The 15,933-nt window shown below is 44.1% G+C and carries 20 protein-coding genes; 1 reads left to right on the plus strand and 19 read right to left on the minus strand.

Annotated features, from left to right (window positions below; all coding sequences use genetic code 11):
- Positions 1 to 9: 9 nt before the first annotated feature.
- From mgsA to AC2EXB_RS11385, 3 genes are read right to left on the minus strand one after another with little or no spacing between them, the layout of a single operon-like run.
- On the minus strand, positions 10 to 414 hold the full coding sequence (mgsA, locus tag AC2EXB_RS11375) for a methylglyoxal synthase (RefSeq protein WP_235196428.1): 405 nt from the start codon (positions 412 to 414) through the stop codon (positions 10 to 12).
- 14 nt (positions 415 to 428) lie between these two features.
- On the minus strand, positions 429 to 1,226 hold the full coding sequence (gene dapB / locus AC2EXB_RS11380) for a 4-hydroxy-tetrahydrodipicolinate reductase (protein ID WP_483601502.1): 798 nt from the start codon (positions 1,224 to 1,226) through the stop codon (positions 429 to 431).
- Positions 1,226 to 1,561 (minus strand): nucleotide pyrophosphohydrolase, encoded by a 336-nt coding sequence (locus AC2EXB_RS11385; RefSeq protein WP_483601504.1) that lies wholly within the window; start codon positions 1,559 to 1,561, stop codon positions 1,226 to 1,228. Before AC2EXB_RS11385 ends, dapB begins: the two co-directional genes overlap by 1 nt.
- Positions 1,562 to 1,672: 111 nt before the next feature.
- Between AC2EXB_RS11385 and AC2EXB_RS11390 the strand changes: the two genes are divergently transcribed.
- The gene (locus AC2EXB_RS11390) at positions 1,673 to 2,539 is read left to right on the plus strand and encodes a YitT family protein (protein ID WP_235196434.1); all 867 of its coding nucleotides are present in this window, start codon (positions 1,673 to 1,675) and stop codon (positions 2,537 to 2,539) included.
- Positions 2,540 to 2,580: 41 nt separating this feature from the next.
- Here the strand turns inward: AC2EXB_RS11390 and AC2EXB_RS11395 are convergent, their stop codons facing one another.
- From AC2EXB_RS11395 to AC2EXB_RS11470, 16 genes are all read right to left on the minus strand, one after another.
- Positions 2,581 to 3,255 (minus strand): zinc metallopeptidase, encoded by a 675-nt coding sequence (locus tag AC2EXB_RS11395; protein ID WP_235196435.1) that lies wholly within the window; start codon positions 3,253 to 3,255, stop codon positions 2,581 to 2,583.
- A 52-nt stretch (positions 3,256 to 3,307) separates the two neighbouring features.
- Positions 3,308 to 3,919, minus strand: a complete 612-nt coding sequence (gene lhaT / locus AC2EXB_RS11400; RefSeq protein ID WP_397443693.1) for a lipoprotein heptaprenylglyceryl N-acetyltransferase LhaT — start codon at positions 3,917 to 3,919, stop codon at positions 3,308 to 3,310.
- Between the two features lie 60 nt (positions 3,920 to 3,979).
- A complete protein-coding gene (locus AC2EXB_RS11405; protein ID WP_483601505.1) occupies positions 3,980 to 4,759 on the minus strand; it encodes a c-type cytochrome in 780 nt (259 codons plus the stop codon).
- Between the two features lie 39 nt (positions 4,760 to 4,798).
- Positions 4,799 to 5,473: a menaquinol-cytochrome c reductase cytochrome b subunit gene (gene qcrB / locus AC2EXB_RS11410; RefSeq protein WP_052651406.1), complete on the minus strand. Its 675-nt coding sequence runs from the start codon at positions 5,471 to 5,473 to the stop codon at positions 4,799 to 4,801.
- Positions 5,474 to 5,494: 21 nt separating this feature from the next.
- A complete protein-coding gene (locus tag AC2EXB_RS11415; RefSeq protein ID WP_052651405.1) occupies positions 5,495 to 5,998 on the minus strand; it encodes a QcrA and Rieske domain-containing protein in 504 nt (167 codons plus the stop codon).
- Positions 5,999 to 6,139: 141 nt separating this feature from the next.
- A complete protein-coding gene (locus AC2EXB_RS11420) occupies positions 6,140 to 6,592 on the minus strand; it encodes a DUF2487 family protein (RefSeq protein ID WP_483601506.1) in 453 nt (150 codons plus the stop codon).
- A gap of 5 nt (positions 6,593 to 6,597) precedes the next feature.
- Positions 6,598 to 7,161, minus strand: coding sequence for a ReoY family proteolytic degradation factor (locus tag AC2EXB_RS11425; RefSeq protein ID WP_235196442.1), 564 nt, complete (start codon positions 7,159 to 7,161; stop codon positions 6,598 to 6,600).
- Between the two features lie 14 nt (positions 7,162 to 7,175).
- Positions 7,176 to 8,429: a tetratricopeptide repeat protein gene (locus tag AC2EXB_RS11430; RefSeq protein WP_483601507.1), complete on the minus strand. Its 1,254-nt coding sequence runs from the start codon at positions 8,427 to 8,429 to the stop codon at positions 7,176 to 7,178.
- Between the two features lie 86 nt (positions 8,430 to 8,515).
- A complete protein-coding gene (gene aroA, locus AC2EXB_RS11435) occupies positions 8,516 to 9,802 on the minus strand; it encodes a 3-phosphoshikimate 1-carboxyvinyltransferase (RefSeq protein WP_483601508.1) in 1,287 nt (428 codons plus the stop codon).
- Between the two features lie 14 nt (positions 9,803 to 9,816).
- The gene (locus AC2EXB_RS11440) at positions 9,817 to 10,905 is read right to left on the minus strand and encodes a prephenate dehydrogenase (RefSeq protein ID WP_235196447.1); all 1,089 of its coding nucleotides are present in this window, start codon (positions 10,903 to 10,905) and stop codon (positions 9,817 to 9,819) included.
- Positions 10,902 to 11,285 carry a chorismate mutase gene (aroH, locus tag AC2EXB_RS11445; protein ID WP_235196448.1) on the minus strand — a complete coding sequence of 128 codons (384 nt, stop codon included), beginning with the start codon at positions 11,283 to 11,285 and terminating at the stop codon, positions 10,902 to 10,904. Before aroH ends, AC2EXB_RS11440 begins: the two co-directional genes overlap by 4 nt.
- Positions 11,282 to 12,358: a 3-dehydroquinate synthase gene (aroB, locus tag AC2EXB_RS11450; RefSeq protein WP_483601510.1), complete on the minus strand. Its 1,077-nt coding sequence runs from the start codon at positions 12,356 to 12,358 to the stop codon at positions 11,282 to 11,284. Before aroB ends, aroH begins: the two co-directional genes overlap by 4 nt.
- A gap of 2 nt (positions 12,359 to 12,360) precedes the next feature.
- Positions 12,361 to 13,533, minus strand: coding sequence for a chorismate synthase (aroC, locus tag AC2EXB_RS11455; protein ID WP_483601512.1), 1,173 nt, complete (start codon positions 13,531 to 13,533; stop codon positions 12,361 to 12,363).
- Between the two features lie 170 nt (positions 13,534 to 13,703).
- Positions 13,704 to 14,150, minus strand: coding sequence for a nucleoside-diphosphate kinase (gene ndk, locus AC2EXB_RS11460; protein ID WP_052651396.1), 447 nt, complete (start codon positions 14,148 to 14,150; stop codon positions 13,704 to 13,706).
- An 85-nt stretch (positions 14,151 to 14,235) separates the two neighbouring features.
- Positions 14,236 to 15,210: a heptaprenyl diphosphate synthase component II gene (hepT, locus tag AC2EXB_RS11465; RefSeq protein ID WP_483601514.1), complete on the minus strand. Its 975-nt coding sequence runs from the start codon at positions 15,208 to 15,210 to the stop codon at positions 14,236 to 14,238.
- Between the two features lie 17 nt (positions 15,211 to 15,227).
- On the minus strand, positions 15,228 to 15,932 hold the full coding sequence (locus AC2EXB_RS11470; RefSeq protein ID WP_235196454.1) for a demethylmenaquinone methyltransferase: 705 nt from the start codon (positions 15,930 to 15,932) through the stop codon (positions 15,228 to 15,230).
- Position 15,933: the final 1 nt, after the last annotated feature.

The raw sequence follows: 15,933 nt of genomic DNA on the forward strand, positions 1-15,933 counted from the left end.
TATCTCCCCCTAGTTTCTGCGCCCTTGTATCAGGCGCCAATCCACAAATCCCTCTTTTAAGCCTTGCAGCAAAACTTCAGCCGTGCCCATATTGGTAGCAAGAGGAACATTATAGACATCGCATAAACGGATCAATGCCGTTACATCCGGTTCATGCGGCTGTGCTGTCAACGGATCTCTGAAAAAAATTACCATATCCATATCATCTTTTGCAATCATGGCTCCAATCTGCTGGTCTCCGCCTAGAGGTCCTGATTGGAAACGAATGACATCCAAACCGGTTCCGTCAATAATGCGTTTGCCTGTAGTGCCGGTTGCGTATAATGTATGTTCGGCTAAAATTGGTTGGTATGCTGTAACAAATTGGATTAAATCGTCTTTTTTCCGGTCATGAGCAATTAAAGCGATTTTCATAAAATCTTCCCCTTTTAAATGATATGTTCCAATCCGTAGATCAATTCTTCTTTTTCCATCACCGTTTCAATTGAAAGGACAACGCCAGACATAAATGAGCCGCGATTAAAAGAGTCGTGCCTGATTGTCAGCAATTGGCCGTCTCCTCCAAGCAAAACTTGCTGATGGGCAACTAAGCCCGGCAACCGGACGCTGTGAATCCGCATGCCGTCATAATCCGCTCCGCGAGCGCCTCTTAAAGTCTCTTTTTCTTTCGGATGCCCTTGTCCATGAACCGGACGCTGATCGGAAATCAAATGCGCTGTCTTCATCGCTGTACCTGAAGGGGCATCTAATTTTTGATCGTGATGCATTTCGATAATTTCGATGTCCGGCAAATACTTAGCAGCCTGTTCCGCAAATTTCATCATCAGAACAGCCCCCACTGCAAAGTTCGGCGCGATAATGCAGCCAATTTTCGAATCCCTCGCTAATTGGGTGAGTTCGTCTAATTCCTCATCTGAGAAACCGGTAGTCCCGACCACTGGACGAATATTCAACTGCAGCGCCATTTTCGTATGTTCATAGACGGATTCGGGTGAAGTCAAATCCACTAAGACATCCGGTTTCGTTTCCGTATGCAATTTTTTCAAATCCATATAAACAGGAACTTGATAAGTGTCCGGAAATAATGAAGTATCCGCTAAACTTGCGCCGATTTCTTTGTAATCCAAAACAGCTACTAATTCCATGTTTTCATTTTTCATGACCGTATGTACAGCTTCTTGGCCCATTTTCCCCCGGGCACCTGCTATTGCTACTCGAATTGCCATTAGTTTTCTTCCTTTCTGGTCCAACGGTCTTTATCCCGTGTATTGAATTTCTCCATGACACCGTCATGGGCTTTTGCCAAATCGATATCCATTGAATTCGCCATGCAGATCAGGACAAATAGAACATCGCCCATTTCTTCTTCAACGGAATTCTTTTGTTCGGAGGATTTCTTTTTCTTCGGGCCGAATTGATGCATGACTTCGCGTGACAACTCTCCAAGCTCTTCTGTCATCCGTGCCATCATTTCCATCGGGGTGAAATACCCTTCTTTGAATTGTCCAATATAATTATCCACATCTTGCTGCAATTGTCTCATTGATTTATCTCCGCTCATATCATCACACTCCTCATCTCATCGTAAAGAAAACTAGAGTTGTTGTCAAAATCAGAATAATAAACGATAATACAGAAGTTGAGTTTTTCCAAAAGGAGTTGGTTCGGTGTCATGAAAGGTTTACAGTTGAAGAATATATTCTTCATTTTGCTTGGTGCAGCTATTTATAGTTTCGGTTTTGTCCATTTCAATATCCAGAATGAATTGGGTGAAGGAGGATTTGCCGGAATTACCTTGATTTTATTTTTCCTTTTTAATTGGGACCCTGCGTTGATGAACTTATTATTAAACATCCCTTTATTCTTCATCGGTTGGAAACTTCTTGGAAGGAAGGTTTTCCTTTATACGATCATCGGCACGGTTGCGGTTTCGGTGTTCTTAAAAATCTTTTTGGTCTACGAAATCCAAATCGATTTGCATAATGATCTGTTCTTGGCTACTTTATTTGCCGGAGTGTTTGTCGGTGTCGGCCTTGGCATCATTTTCCGCTACGGCGGGACTACGGGCGGAGTGGATATCATTGCCCGTTTGGTGCAGAAATACAGCGGCTGGAGCATGGGAAAAACGATGTTTCTATTCGATGCCTGTGTTATCGTCCTTTCACGCTTGACGTTCCTCGATAACCGGACGATGATGTATACCTTAGTCGCCGTTTTTGTCGGGGCACGCGTCATCGACTTTGTACAGGAAGGCGCTTATTCCGGACGTGGGGCCATGATCATTTCAAATTCCCAAGAAGAAATCGCCATGCGCATTGCGAATGAAATGGATCGAGGCATCACCATTCTCCGCGGCTATGGCCACTTCACAAAAGAAGAGCGGGAAGTGCTCTATTGTGTTGTAGCTAAAAACGAAATTGTCCGGCTTAAGAATATTATCAACAGCGTCGACCCCCATGCATTTGTTTCCTTGACGGAAGTCCATGACGTCATGGGTGAAGGATTCACGCTGGATGAACAAAAACAGCCAATTGGCTGAACATAGAAAAAGCCGGCCCATTCTCGGGCCGGCTTTTTCTATTAAGATCTGTTCATATTTGTGTAAATAAGCAATAACCGTGCAAGTTCCAATACAGCTACTGCAGTGGCTGCGACATAGGTCATGGCAGCGGCACTCAATACTTTCTTCGCATGGCGTTCCTCGTCGTTGCGGATGATATTATGCTCCAATAGCTGATCCATCGCCCGGCTAGATGCGTTGAATTCTACCGGCAACGTAATCAATTGGAATAATACCCCAGCTGCCAACAAGATGATTCCGATCAGCAAACCCCCGCTCCAATAAGTAAACAAACCGATCATGATGAAGACCCATGACATATTCGACGAAATATTTACAATCGGAACTAAACGATGGCGCAATCTCAAGAATGAATAATCTTCAGCATCTTGGATCGCGTGACCCACTTCGTGCGCAGCAACTGCTGTACCCGCTACAGAAGCGTCGTGATAGTTATGGCTGCTTAACGCAACAACTTTTGTGAGTGGATTATAATGGTCACTTAACATTCCGCGGCTTTCAATTACTTGTACATCCGTTAATCCGTTGCGGTCTAATATAGTTCGTGCAACTTGTGCCCCAGTAATCCCGGAAGTTGACCGTATTTTTGAATATTTGCCGTAGGTCCGTTTTAATTTAAACTGTGCCCACATTGGAATAATCAGCAAAATTATAAAATAGACGATAAAACCCATCTAATTATCACACCTCTCTTTTATTCCTCTCTCCTTATTTTACAAGGATTGGTCAGCTATGGTCAACTGATACGGCGCGAGGTTTATTGAGGTTCACAACGAAAAATGCAAAGGCGATGCATGCAATCGAAAGCCAGAAAGTGAAGTAGCCAATCTGGGCACTATAGGCATCTAAACTGCGATAAATGGGCATCTGGCCAAAGACATAATCTATAACATCGTTATGCAATGTCCAAATGGCAGCGAGCGAAGCAGAAATCCAGCCGAAGCGATAATGGTCAATATACAATACAGCTTGAAGTGCCATAGCAAAATGCGAACCGATCAGCATCCATCCCATCCAGCCGATCGAACCGGTTTCAACCAGTGTAAGCAGATTCATCACAACTGCCCACAAACCATATTTAATCAATGTGACTACCGCTAAAGCCTCGATCAAGCCATTCCTTTTGCCAATGAGCCAAAGCCCTAAGACAATGGTAAAGAACATACTCGCGGTTGGACTGTCTGGCACGAAAATAAGGAATTTGGGCTCGGTGATGTCCAATTGCCATTTATACCAAATGAAGCCATAGACAGTCCCGCCTAAGTTAATCAGAAATACTAAGAACAAAAATGGCCGGAACATCAGCCACGCAGAAATTTTTTGCATAAACGATATCATCTGGTTCACCCCTTCAGATAGAAAAAAAGAGCCGGTTTCCCGGCTCTTTTCGTGCTTTAATTATTCGCTTAGGCCATCGATAAATTCAGACATGACTTTAAGGTCTTCTTCTGAACCTTCCCAAGACGGCGGCATTTTTTGTTCGCCGTCTTCTTCAATACCATTTACAGCGATTTCAGCGATTTCTTCTGCTGTGTGCTCTGTATTTGTTAGAGCTGGACCAACAGCACCTTCTAAATTATCGCCGTGGCAACTGATGCAAGCGGCGCCTGAGTAAATTTCATACCCTGGGTCGGCTGTATCGATTTCCACTTCTTCCACGATTTGCCCTTGTGCTTCAGCAGCTTCCCAGTCATGGTTAGCAACAGATTCCCAAGTAAGGAAAACGATTGAAGCGACTGCAAGAAGCATAAAACCAGTTGGAAGCGGACGTTTAGAAGGCCGTCTTTCTGGACCTGGATCCAAGAACGGAGCAAGCGCAAGCGCACCAAATGCAAGACCTGGAACGATGATGGCACCTACAATGTTGAATGGACCAGATGCAAATTCATATTTTAATAATTGGTATAAGAATAAGAAATACCAGTCTGGCAATGGAATATAGCCTGTATCTGTCGGATCTGCTTTACCTTCCAAAGGAGAAGGGTGAGCGACAGTCAAAAGCAAGAAACCAATTAAGAAGACAGCACCAATCATCCATTCTTTCAAAAGGAAGTTTGGCCAGAACGCTTCTGTTTTGCCAGGATATTCGGAGTAATCTTTGGGAACGTTCGGCATACGATGCTGTAAGCCTTTAACACGGGAGTCCCCAACGAATTTCATCCCTTTTCCGCGATGCATAGTGTCCCCTCCTTAAATAAATCCTTGTGGCCGCTAGTCTTATAGCGGGCCAGAAATACCTTGTCTTCTGATCATGATAAAATGCGCTGCAAGCAACCCAAGCAAAGCAGCTGGCAAGAAGAATACATGGATCGCGAAGAATCGTGTCAAAGTTTGCGCTCCGAGGATTGTTGAATCCCCTGCAAGCAATACTTTGATCGACTCACCGATTAACGGAACAGAAGCGGCAATCTGAATACCTACTTTTGTTGCAAACAATGCTTTCATATCCCATGGAAGCAGGTAACCAGTGAAACTTAATCCTAGGATTACACCAAATAGCATAACGCCTACGATCCAGTTCAATTCACGAGGTTTTTTATAAGAACCCGTAAAGAATACTCGTAGTGTATGTAGGAAAATCATAACAACTACAAGAGAAGCTCCCCAGTGGTGCATCCCGCGCACAATTTCTCCAAAAGCAACTTCGTTTTGAAGATAATAAACCGATTCCCAAGCATTTTCAATATCTGGTACGTAGTACATTGTCAAGAACATACCAGATAGAATTTGAATTACTGTAATGAAGAACGTAAGTCCTCCGAAACAGTAAACGAATGCTGAAAAGTGGTGTGCGGGGTTAACATGTTCCGGTACTTCATGGTCAGCGATATCGCGCCAGATAGGCGTAATATCCAATCGCTCATCAACCCAATCATATAACTTGTTTAGCACTGGTGTCGTACCCCCTAACTATTAAACTATTGTGTTCGCTTTTACTGCACCTAGAGCCACAAAACCGTCTCTTTCTTCAACTTCGAATTCATCGAGCGGTCCAAGCGGCGGTGTTCCAGCGACGTTTTGACCGTTTTTCTCATAGCGCCCTGCGTGGCATGGGCAGAAGAATTGGGTCGGGTGTTCCGGGTCGGCTGCCCAGTTTACTGTGCATCCTAAGTGTTTGCAGACTGGTGAAAGGGCAACAAGTTTATCTCCCTCTTTATACACCCACGCTGAACTAGTTACTTCAGATGTATACCATGCATCTACTTGTTCATAAGCGAAGTCGACGCGTACAGGTTCTTCTGATAAATCAGCTACTGCTGTGTCAGTCAATATGAAATCTCCAGCATCGTGCTGTTGGAGAATTGGGTCAACTGCAAAACGAACCATCGGCATTAGCATCCCTGCTGCCATGAATCCGCCTACACCTGTTAACGTATAGCCCAAAAATTGACGTCGTGATACACGATTATTACTCATCCTTATCCCCCCTCTAACATTCAAGGTCAGTCCAATGGACATACTCATTTCAAATATAATTACTAGGACAACCTAATGATATATCAATCAAATGTTAAGGTCAATATCGCAATGAAGCGAATATGACAGTTTGTGAACATTTCATGAAGGCTTTGACCATTCTTTCAAGAAAACCGGCAATACTTGGCGCAGTTGGTCTTCCATGACCGATAGCTTGAACGATTGATCCATATTCTCGGTTGGAATTGCCGGAAGCCAGATGACATTTGGCGCCTCTTCGATACCCCGCCATTCGGGATCGGTTGTCACGTAAAATACATGTTTGAATGCAGTCTTGCTCAACTCGCCTGAAATTTCTGCTGCTATGCGTGCGCGATCCGCCATTTTGCTATAGGTAAGCGGCGGAAAAAGCAGCACACGTCCTTTAAATTGTTTTTCTAATAGATTGGTCAATGATTGCAAATAGTCGGAAGCGCTAGCGCTAGGCTTTAATCCGCCTGGGCTAAGGTCCAACTGAACCAAAGGCACAACAGCAGTATCGACATATTCCTGTTGCTGTACGTATTGATCCACATCTTTACCTGTAAAATGCATAAAGCTTATTCACTCTCCATTTTCTTTAAAGTCTTCACTGAATGAAGCAAGGCAGACAATTCAAAAAAACGTTCCCGGTCATTCGAATCCAATGCTTCATCAATTTGCTGGAGAATTTTCTCCTCCTGGAATGTGGACATGCTTTCTTCAAGCACTTTTTCCGCTATTAGGCGGTCTTGGTCCGTAATCGACGCGTTCTTCGGCATGTACGGATTTTCCTCAAGCACCGATATATAAAGAGGCGAAGGTGGACGGTTAGGAAAGTTTAATTGCACATACAGATCGTCATCTGGATTTAGCCGCAAATCATGAAAAGATTTCTCAGCATCCGCCGTCATCAGATTGCCCTTATAGAAACGGAAAGGAATTTCATCGGATTCTGTAGAAGACATCACCATAGCTCGGGGACAATAATGCGCTTCTTCCACGAAATGTGTTTTTTCCAGAAGCTCTTCATTGCTAAGCATGTAATTAAGAATCCATATGCATTCCCTTCTCTTCATCTTATAGGATTGCAAAAACCACTTGACGAATTGCTTTTTCTCCCCAACAGAGATATATGCGGTCATTGGCCAACCTCCTTTCATTCGAATGACTGCTGCCAGTCAAACCATTCAGGGTTTTCAGGTTCCAGAACCTGCAGCTCTTTAATGATTTCGAGAGCCCGCTCCCTTTTCCCTTCTTCAATTAAAAAGCGCGCGAATTTTTCAAGGAAGTTCGGATCATCTTGAAAAGCAGGATAGGCTTTTTCATAATATACCGTTGCTTGATTGAATTGTTCCATCCGTTCATAAGATTCAGCGAGCATTGGGTAGAGTCCGGCCCAATCATCTTCGTTGGCAATGACATTTTCCGCCAGCTCCAATACATCCTCATCCAATTCTTCCGCGTGGAAGTATGAAATCAGCGTATAAATGGCTTCCATGTATTCCGGGTCCAACGCAATGGCTTCACGCAAATACTTCACACCATCTTCTGTATGACCAAGCTTCATGGCTAATTTTCCGGCGAATAAATAAAGTTCTTTGCCAAACTCATCCCGGGCTATCCCTTCCAGACTCGCCTTATAAGCCGCTTCATAATCTTCGGCCAAATTATAGCTCTGCGCCCGGAGCAGATAGGCAGAGAAATAATCCGGATCAATTTCCAGCAGTTCATTCAGCTGGCGCACGGCCAGTTCGTATTGTTTCGTCTGAAACGCAGCGAAAGCAGCACGGTACAAGACATCCGGCTGTACTTGCTGTTTCAAAGCTGCTTCATAATGGGGCAGCGCTTCTTCGTATGCAGCTCCAGCGCTGTATACTTCAGCCAGCCTTTCAGACAGATCGATGCCTTCTATCACAATGTCCTGATCTTTTAAATCCTGATAAATCTTAGCTGATTCAAGGTACCTTCCTGAATCCAGCAATAATTCCGCTTTCGCCTGCATAAGCAAAGGCTCCTCCGGCAGCAAGTCGATTGCTTCGTTTAGCCGGCTTTCTGCCGCTTCAAGCAACCCCTGCAATTGGAATAGATCGGCAAGCGTTACAAGCGCTTGTGGATACAATTCATCTTCTTTTGAAACTTCCATCAAACTATTCAGCGCTTCATCTTCCCTGTCGATTTCGATCAGGAGATTGGCGCGGTCAATCTTAAGCTGCCCTTCTTCAGGGAAAATGTACTGAAGATGCTCCAGCACTTTTATCGCTTCTTCTACGTAGCCGATTTCCGCCAGCCATTCGGCCAATCCATATTGTTCATCGGGATCTCCGCTGAGCAGATAAGCCTCCAGTAAATTATTGACGGAATCGGGGTCTCCCAGTTTCACCGCTTTTTGAATATCTTCTATACTCGCCATTCAATCACCTATTCTTTTCAGTTTCATACTTCCATCCTACACGAAAGTTTGTTCGAATCATAATAAAAAACTCCCCCTAAGGAGAGTTATTGGAGTAGAGAATTCATCTCTTCGACAAAATTTGGAAACGACACAGCGATGCAATCCGGGTCGTCAATTTTCACTTCCCCATCCGCTATCAATGCGGCTACAGCGGCCATCATGCCGAGGCGGTGATCTCCATATGACTTCATATGCGCTCCGTGCAATTTACTCGGCCCGTTAATGATCATGCCGTCTTTCGTAGCGGTAATATCTGCACCCATTTTGGATAATTCTGCCACAACCGCTGAAATACGGTCCGTTTCTTTTACCCGAAGTTCTTCAGCATCTTTGATGACCGTCCGCCCTTCAGCTTGTGTTGCAATCAAGGCAATCAATGGAATTTCATCGATCAGACGGGGAATCAAATCGCCGCCGATTTCAATCCCTTTCAATTGGGATGAACGGATCGTTAAATCAGCAGCTGGTTCACCAGCCGTTTCAAGTTCTTTGACGTCAAAGTCGGCTCCCATTTGCTCAATCACATCGAGAATTCCTGTACGCGTCGGATTTATTCCTACATTCGTCAATTTCACTGTACTCTTTTCCGTGATTAATGCGGCTCCGATCATAAATGCGGCTGAAGAAATATCACCCGGTACTTCAACATGTGCAGCCGTCAGCTTTTGCCCGCCTTCGATTTCGATGCGGCCGTCTGCTGTTCGGTTGATGCTTGCTCCGAAATGCTCCAGCATGATTTCTGTATGATCACGTGTCGGCATCGGTTCTACGACGACCGTCTTGCCTTCTGCTTTCAGTGCTGCAAGCAAAATAGCAGATTTGACTTGGGCACTTGCTACAGGCAAGGTATATTCGATCGCTTTTAACTGGGTTCCTTGAATGGCTAAAGGTGTAAATTGGCCATCTTGGCGGCCTCTTATATCCGCCCCCATCTCGCGCAGCGGGTTGATGATCCGCTTCATTGGCCGTTTTGCGATCGATTCATCCCCTGCTACAACTGAATGGAAAGATGAACTGGCAAGAAGCCCTAACATTAACCGCGTCGTGGTTCCCGAATTCCCGGTATCCAGCACTTCGGCAGGCTCTTTCCAAGAGGCCTCACCTCCGCTTTTAATACTGACGGATTTTCCGTCCAGTTCAATTTCCACACCCATCTTCCGGAAGCAACTGATGGTGCTTAAACAATCATCCCCGAGCAAAAATCCTTCGACTGTTGTCGTGCCTTCTGCAATCGATCCGAACATGATAGCACGATGGGAGATCGATTTATCGCCTGGTACTTGAATTTCACCTTTTAATGACGGTTTTGAAAATGTTAAAGTTAATGCCACAATGCCGCCCCCTTTTACGAAATATAAGAATCATAAGAAGTTCTTCTATTAAAACAAATCCGAGCCTTTTCCCGATCTTCCGGGGTCTGGAAACTGATGACGAGGATACCGAAGACATCTTCACGGGTTTCGATGATCCGCAAATTAACAATGCTGATTTGCTCTTCAGCTAAATAACCCGTAATTTCGGAAAGGATACCGGGAATATCCGGAATGTCGATATACAAATCATATGCACTGTACAATGCCCCATGCCCTGCAATCGGCAATTCGTCGCGGACTGATTTTGCTTCTTGGAAATAATGTTGAATGGCGGTTTCTTCATTTTCGACCAATAACTCCCGAAGCTCAGCCATTTCCGCCATCCAATTATCCATTTGCTGTACAATCATCGCATTATTTTGAGTTGTGATATCCCGCCACATTTCCGGATTCGACGAAGCGATTCTCGTAATGTCGCGGAATCCGCCTGCAGCTAGTTGACGAGTAAAAGGATATTCTTCTTCTTTCGCCAATTGGTGAACTAGCGAGGCAGCAATCAAATGAGGGAAGTGGCTGACAATCGCCGTCATGTGATCATGGTCTTTTGCGGCCAGAACTTCAATTTTCGCTTTCGTGACTGAAAGGAGTTCTTTCAAAAACGCAATGCTTTCCGTTGAAGCCCCTTCGTTCGGCGTCAGCACATAAAATGCATTTTCGAATAGCATTTCCTTAGCTGCTTCCACTCCGCTTTTATGGGATCCCGCCATAGGATGCCCACCGATAAAGATGCGATCAAGATTTTTTGCAGCTTCCATGATCGTTTTTTTCGTGCTGCCGGTATCCGTTAAGATAACGCCATTTTTCAAATCCCAGTATTTGCTTTGCTCCATCAATTTCAAGGTTGTCGCCACCGGCGTCGCAAAAATGATCACATCCGCTTCTTTGGCTGCAATTTCAACAGACGGTGGAGAACTATGTATGATTCCCATCTTGTAAGCTTTTCGAGCTGTCAGAGCATCCGCATCATATCCGGAAATATGCACTTCTGGATGGCGTTGAAGGGCCTTTGCCAACGATCCGCCAATCAATCCAAGGCCGATGATTAGGACATGAGTGTTCATTTTGCTTCCACCCGGCTTTTCTTCACTAGATCAGGTCTAAGCTTAATCGCATCATTCAAGTAAATATGCTGGATTTCATTTTGAGCGACTTCTGTATTCACGTGCATCATGACACGGATGCATAATGGCAAACTTCCGGGAACATCCATCTCATGCGTACACATCACTGGGACATAGGTCCAATTTTCAAGCGTCCGTACAGCTTTTGCGGGAAAAGCGGAGGAGATGTCAGTAGTTGTTGAAATAATGACCGATGCTACAGCATCCGGATCGATTCGGTTTTCCTTGGCCATCTCTGTGACAAGTTTTTTTGTTTCCATTAAAATTTCCTCAGGTTTATCTGCTGAAACCGTGATGGCTCCTCGAATTCCACGAATCATTTCGTCATCTCTCCAATCTTTAAACGTAGTTCTTCATAACTTTTTGCAGCAAATTGCTCATCGATTTTCTCCATTTGTGGCTGTGCGATTTGGTGAAGCATGACAAAATTCAAGTTTCCATCCGATGACTTTTTGTCTTTTTTCATATAAGGCAGCACGTCTTCAAACGAAATTCCCACTATCTTCTCAAAGGGATAGCCATGCCGAAACCCCCACTCCAAAAACACAGTGGACTTATCGTTGCCTGATAGGTGGAGAGCATAGGCCATGCCTAGCACGACCGCTTCCCCGTGTGTGATTTTTCCGTAGCCAAGATGAGCTTCTAAGGCGTGTGCCAAGGTGTGCCCAAAATTCAAAAACTTTCTCATGCCATTTTCAAACTCATCTTCTTCTACAATAGCGGCTTTGACCGCAATCCCTTTTTCAAGATGCTCTATTAATTGCTGTTCGGTTAAATCTTTGAAAGACTCTACAGCCAGTAACTCATCCAACCATTGCCCATTTGAAATAAAAGCATGTTTGATGACTTCGGCCATACCCGACCGCCATTCGTGGTCCGGTAAAGTTTTTAACAACTGGACATTATACAGAACCGTCTCAGGCTGATAAAAAGTGCCAATCATATTTTTTCCTAAAGCATGATTGATCGCCGTCTTCCCGCCAACTGCGCTGTCATGAGCCAAAATAGTCGTTGGCAGTTGGATATAAGGGATCCCTCGCATAAAAGTCGATGCAACAAAACCTGACAGGTCACCTGTCGCGCCTCCGCCAAAAGCAAGGATCAAAGTTTTTCTAGAACAGGCCTTTGCTAACAGAAAGCTATGGCAGTCCATGAAAACGTCAATTGACTTTGCCTGTTCTCCCGCAGGCACTTTAAAGACATCCACTTTATAAGATTCCAGATACGGCAATAATTGGTCTAAATGAAGTGAAGCAACTTTTTCATCCGCAATTACGATAATACGGTCAGCTGATCCAAGCAGTTCACGGTATTCGGAATTTAATAACCCAAAAACATCCGATCCAATATGTACGCTATAAGGCCGTCCTGCTTCTACTCGAATGGTCGGCATAATCAGAACCCCTTTGTATAATCTAAGTAATTCTGCACGTTTTCTTTGAGCCTTGGAAGCTGGTCTGCATCAAATTGCTCTAATAGCGCATTAGCAGCTTCCCATGCGACTACATGTTCAGCCACAATCGATGCAGCTGGCACTGCACAGCTATCAGAACGTTCGATGCTTGCCTGGAAAGGTTCTTTCGTTTCAATATCAATGCTCTGAAGCGGTTTGTACAAAGTCGGAATCGGCTTCATGACGCCTCTGACGATAATAGGCATACCCGTCGTCATACCGCCTTCAAAACCGCCTAAGTTATTCGTTCTGCGCGTATAGCCCTGTTCTTCTGACCATAGGATTTCATCATGGACTTGACTGCCTGGTTTTCTCGCCATTTCAAATCCAAGGCCGAATTCCACGCCTTTAAATGCATTGATGCTCATAACCGACGCTGCGATTTTCGCATCCAGCTTCCGGTCATAATGGACGTAGCTGCCGATTCCAGGCGGCATTCCTTCAACGATAACTTCAACTGTACCGCCTATCGAATCGCCATTCTTTTTCGTTTCATCTATTAAATCAGTCATTTGTTTTGTGACGGATGGATCTGCACAGTAAACCGCATCGTTTTCAACGATTTCCCGGATTTCTGCAGCTGATTTCCCGATATAGCTTTCCGGATTTGTTTTTATGCCGCCAATTTCCGTTACATGGGAAACAATCTCTATTCCTAATTGTGATAGCAATTGTTTGGCTACCGCACCAACAGCTACGCGAACCGTGGTTTCCCGTGCAGAAGAGCGTTCTAGAACGTTCCGAAGGTCCCGGTGGCCGTATTTCATGCCTCCATTAAGATCTGCGTGTCCAGGACGCGGACGTGAAATTTGGCGCTTTACTTCATCGTTTTCATCAATCGGTTCGATTCCCATGATATTCGTCCAGTGCTTCCAGTCATCGTTCTTAACGACTAAAGCGACAGGTGAACCCAGCGTTTTCCCGTGGCGCACTCCTGATACGATTTCCACTGTGTCCTTTTCAATTTGCATACGTCTACCGCGGCCATGGCCGCCTTGTCGCCTTTTAAGCTCTTTGTTAATCATTTCTGCCGTTAAAGGCATTTGTGCCGGCAGCCCCTCAATAATAGCTGTAAGCTGTGGCCCATGTGATTCTCCTGCTGTTAAATAACGCATCTGCACTTTCTCCCTTCAACGCACTAAAGTATTTATGTACCACTATAACATATTGCATTTCCTCAATTCTATCTTAAATTTAGATAAAACTAAACTGTCCAAAAATTATTAGGCAAAAAATAAAAATGAGCAAAAAAAAAGCAGCATACGCCGCTTTTTTAAAAGCTGGATTAGTTAACCCAGTTGTTCATTGTTTTTTCATAAGTTACTAATTCTTCTTCTTTGAAGAACAAGCCAATTTCACGCTCAGCGCTCTCAGCAGAGTCCGAACCGTGAATCATGTTTTTGCCTACAGTTACAGCGAAATCTCCACGGATTGTTCCTGGAGCTGCATCTTTAGGGTTTGTAGCGCCCATCATTTGACGTGCAGTCAAAATAACGTTTTCGCCTTCCCATACCATTGCAAATACAGGGCCTGAAGTGATGAAGTCAACTAATTCGCCGAAGAACGGACGCTCTTTATGTTCACCGTAATGCTGTTCAGCCAATTCAGTTGGGATCTGCATCAATTTAGCGCCAACCAAGTGATAACCTTTTTTCTCAAAACGTGCTACGATTTCACCGATTACATTGCGTTGTACTCCGTCTGGTTTAACCATCAAGAAAGTTTTTTCCATTATGAACACTCCTCTATTAAAAGCTCAGGCATTTTTGCCCACCTTAAAAAATACTATCAGTTTGAACCTATTTGTCAACTCTGTTCTAAAACTTTCTCTTGCCAATGAAGAATGCGATTTTGCGCATCGTTTTACTGGCTGAGCTTTTAGGCAAATAAGATAATTCTTCCAATGCTTTTTCTAAATACTTCTCGCTGATTTTCTTTGCTTCTTCAATTGCGGGGCTGTTGCGAATCGTTCTGACAATATTCAGCCTCTCTTCATCAGACATTTCCTTTTGAAGATTTTTCTTCAATAGCTCGTAGGTCTCTGGATCTTTACGCGCACATAAAACCGGCAAGGTCATATTGCCTTGCATAAAATCGCTCCCGGCTGGTTTCCCCAATTCTTCATCCGAAGAAGTGAAGTCCAAAATATCATCAATAATCTGAAACGACATGCCGATAAAATAACCAAACCTTCTCAAATGGGCAACCGTTTTTAAATCCGCTCCAGAAACCAAGGCACCGAGTTCACAGCTGGAGGAAATGAGCAAAGCCGTCTTCCGTTTGATTCGGCGCAAGTAATCACGCAAATTCTGATCTAATTTGAACTTGTCTTCAATTTGGATGATTTCGCCTCGGCATACTTCAATCATTGTCTTCGACAAGATTTGATGGAGTTTTGGATCTTCAATTTCTGTAATATATTCCAATGCCCGAGCTAAGATGAAATCTCCCGTATACATCGCGACACTATTATTCCACTCTGCTTTTACTGTCGGTTTGCCTCTTCTAAGCTCAGAATCATCAATTACGTCATCGTGCACCAATGAAGCCATATGAATCAGCTCTAAAGGTACAGCGACGCGCTTCATCACATCAATATTGTAATTTCCAAATTTGCCGGCAAGCAAAACAAAAACAGGTCGGATTCGTTTTCCTCCAGCCTGTAATAGATGAAGAGAAGCATCATTTAGTAAGGGAGATTCGGAATCCACTGCCTGTTCTAATTCTTTTTCGATCATATCCAATTCCGGTTTAATATCGGAATAGAGCAATTTCAACTTCACCTTTTCCACTAAATAACCTTCTCCCGCTAATTTACTTTTTTCATGCCTAAATGAAGAGCTGCAGCTCCTCCTGTATAAGGCTTATACTTCACTTTAACAAATCCCACCTGGGTAAACAATTTCGCCAATGGTTTCATGCCCGGGAAATCTTTAGCCGATTCCTGCAGCCAAGAATACTCTTTATAGCTCTTTGCAAATAATTTACCGAATACAGGCATGATGAATCTGAAGTAGAATCTAAAAACCGGTTTGAACAATAAATTATTCGGCTGGGAAGTTTCAAGGCAAGCGATTACTCCGCCCGGCTTGAGCACACGGTGCATTTCAGAAAGGACTTGGCGATAATCCGGTACATTCCGCAAACCAAAACCGATCGTGGCAAAATCAAATGAATTATCAGGGAAAGGCAAAGACATCGCATTGCCCTGAATCATTTTCACTTGAGGGAGGTGCTTAGTTTTTTCGATTCCTACATTCAACATGTTCTGGCTGAAATCCAGTCCAACTACATGGCCTTGTTCGCCGGTCGCTTCTGCATGTGCAATCGTCCAATCTCCAGTACCGCAGCAGACATCAATTACAGATGCGCCTCTTGGCACTTGAAGCTTTTGCATCGTATCTTTGCGCCATTTGCTATGTTGTTGAAAACTGATGACAGAATTCATGTGGTCATAATTATCGGAAATTTTCTCAAAAACTTCGTGGACTTTCTGTTCTTTTGTTTTTTGCATA

It is taken from the genome of Planococcus alkaliphilus, from assembly GCF_057031095.1.

Bases quoted from the DNA above. Each gene is read 5' to 3' on its own strand.
- mgsA (WP_235196428.1), bottom strand. From the start codon at position 414: ATGAAAATCGCTTTAATTGCTCATGACCGGAAAAAAGACGATTTAATC.
- dapB (WP_483601502.1), bottom strand. From the start codon at position 1,226: ATGGCAATTCGAGTAGCAATAGCAGGTGCCCGGGGGAAAATGGGCCAA.
- AC2EXB_RS11385 (WP_483601504.1), bottom strand. From the start codon at position 1,561: ATGAGCGGAGATAAATCAATGAGACAATTGCAGCAAGATGTGGATAAT.
- AC2EXB_RS11390 (WP_235196434.1), top strand. From the start codon at position 1,673: ATGAAAGGTTTACAGTTGAAGAATATATTCTTCATTTTGCTTGGTGCA.
- AC2EXB_RS11395 (WP_235196435.1), bottom strand. From the start codon at position 3,255: ATGGGTTTTATCGTCTATTTTATAATTTTGCTGATTATTCCAATGTGG.
- lhaT (WP_397443693.1), bottom strand. From the start codon at position 3,919: ATGATATCGTTTATGCAAAAAATTTCTGCGTGGCTGATGTTCCGGCCA.
- AC2EXB_RS11405 (WP_483601505.1), bottom strand. From the start codon at position 4,759: ATGCATCGCGGAAAAGGGATGAAATTCGTTGGGGACTCCCGTGTTAAA.
- AC2EXB_RS11415 (WP_052651405.1), bottom strand. From the start codon at position 5,998: ATGAGTAATAATCGTGTATCACGACGTCAATTTTTGGGCTATACGTTA.
- AC2EXB_RS11420 (WP_483601506.1), bottom strand. From the start codon at position 6,592: ATGCATTTTACAGGTAAAGATGTGGATCAATACGTACAGCAACAGGAA.
- AC2EXB_RS11425 (WP_235196442.1), bottom strand. From the start codon at position 7,161: ATGACCGCATATATCTCTGTTGGGGAGAAAAAGCAATTCGTCAAGTGG.
- AC2EXB_RS11430 (WP_483601507.1), bottom strand. From the start codon at position 8,429: ATGGCGAGTATAGAAGATATTCAAAAAGCGGTGAAACTGGGAGACCCC.
- AC2EXB_RS11440 (WP_235196447.1), bottom strand. From the start codon at position 10,905: ATGAACACTCATGTCCTAATCATCGGCCTTGGATTGATTGGCGGATCG.
- aroH (WP_235196448.1), bottom strand. From the start codon at position 11,285: ATGATTCGTGGAATTCGAGGAGCCATCACGGTTTCAGCAGATAAACCT.
- aroB (WP_483601510.1), bottom strand. From the start codon at position 12,358: ATGCCGACCATTCGAGTAGAAGCAGGACGGCCTTATAGCGTACATATT.
- aroC (WP_483601512.1), bottom strand. From the start codon at position 13,533: ATGCGTTATTTAACAGCAGGAGAATCACATGGGCCACAGCTTACAGCT.
- ndk (WP_052651396.1), bottom strand. From the start codon at position 14,150: ATGGAAAAAACTTTCTTGATGGTTAAACCAGACGGAGTACAACGCAAT.
- AC2EXB_RS11470 (WP_235196454.1), bottom strand. From the start codon at position 15,932: ATGCAAAAAACAAAAGAACAGAAAGTCCACGAAGTTTTTGAGAAAATT.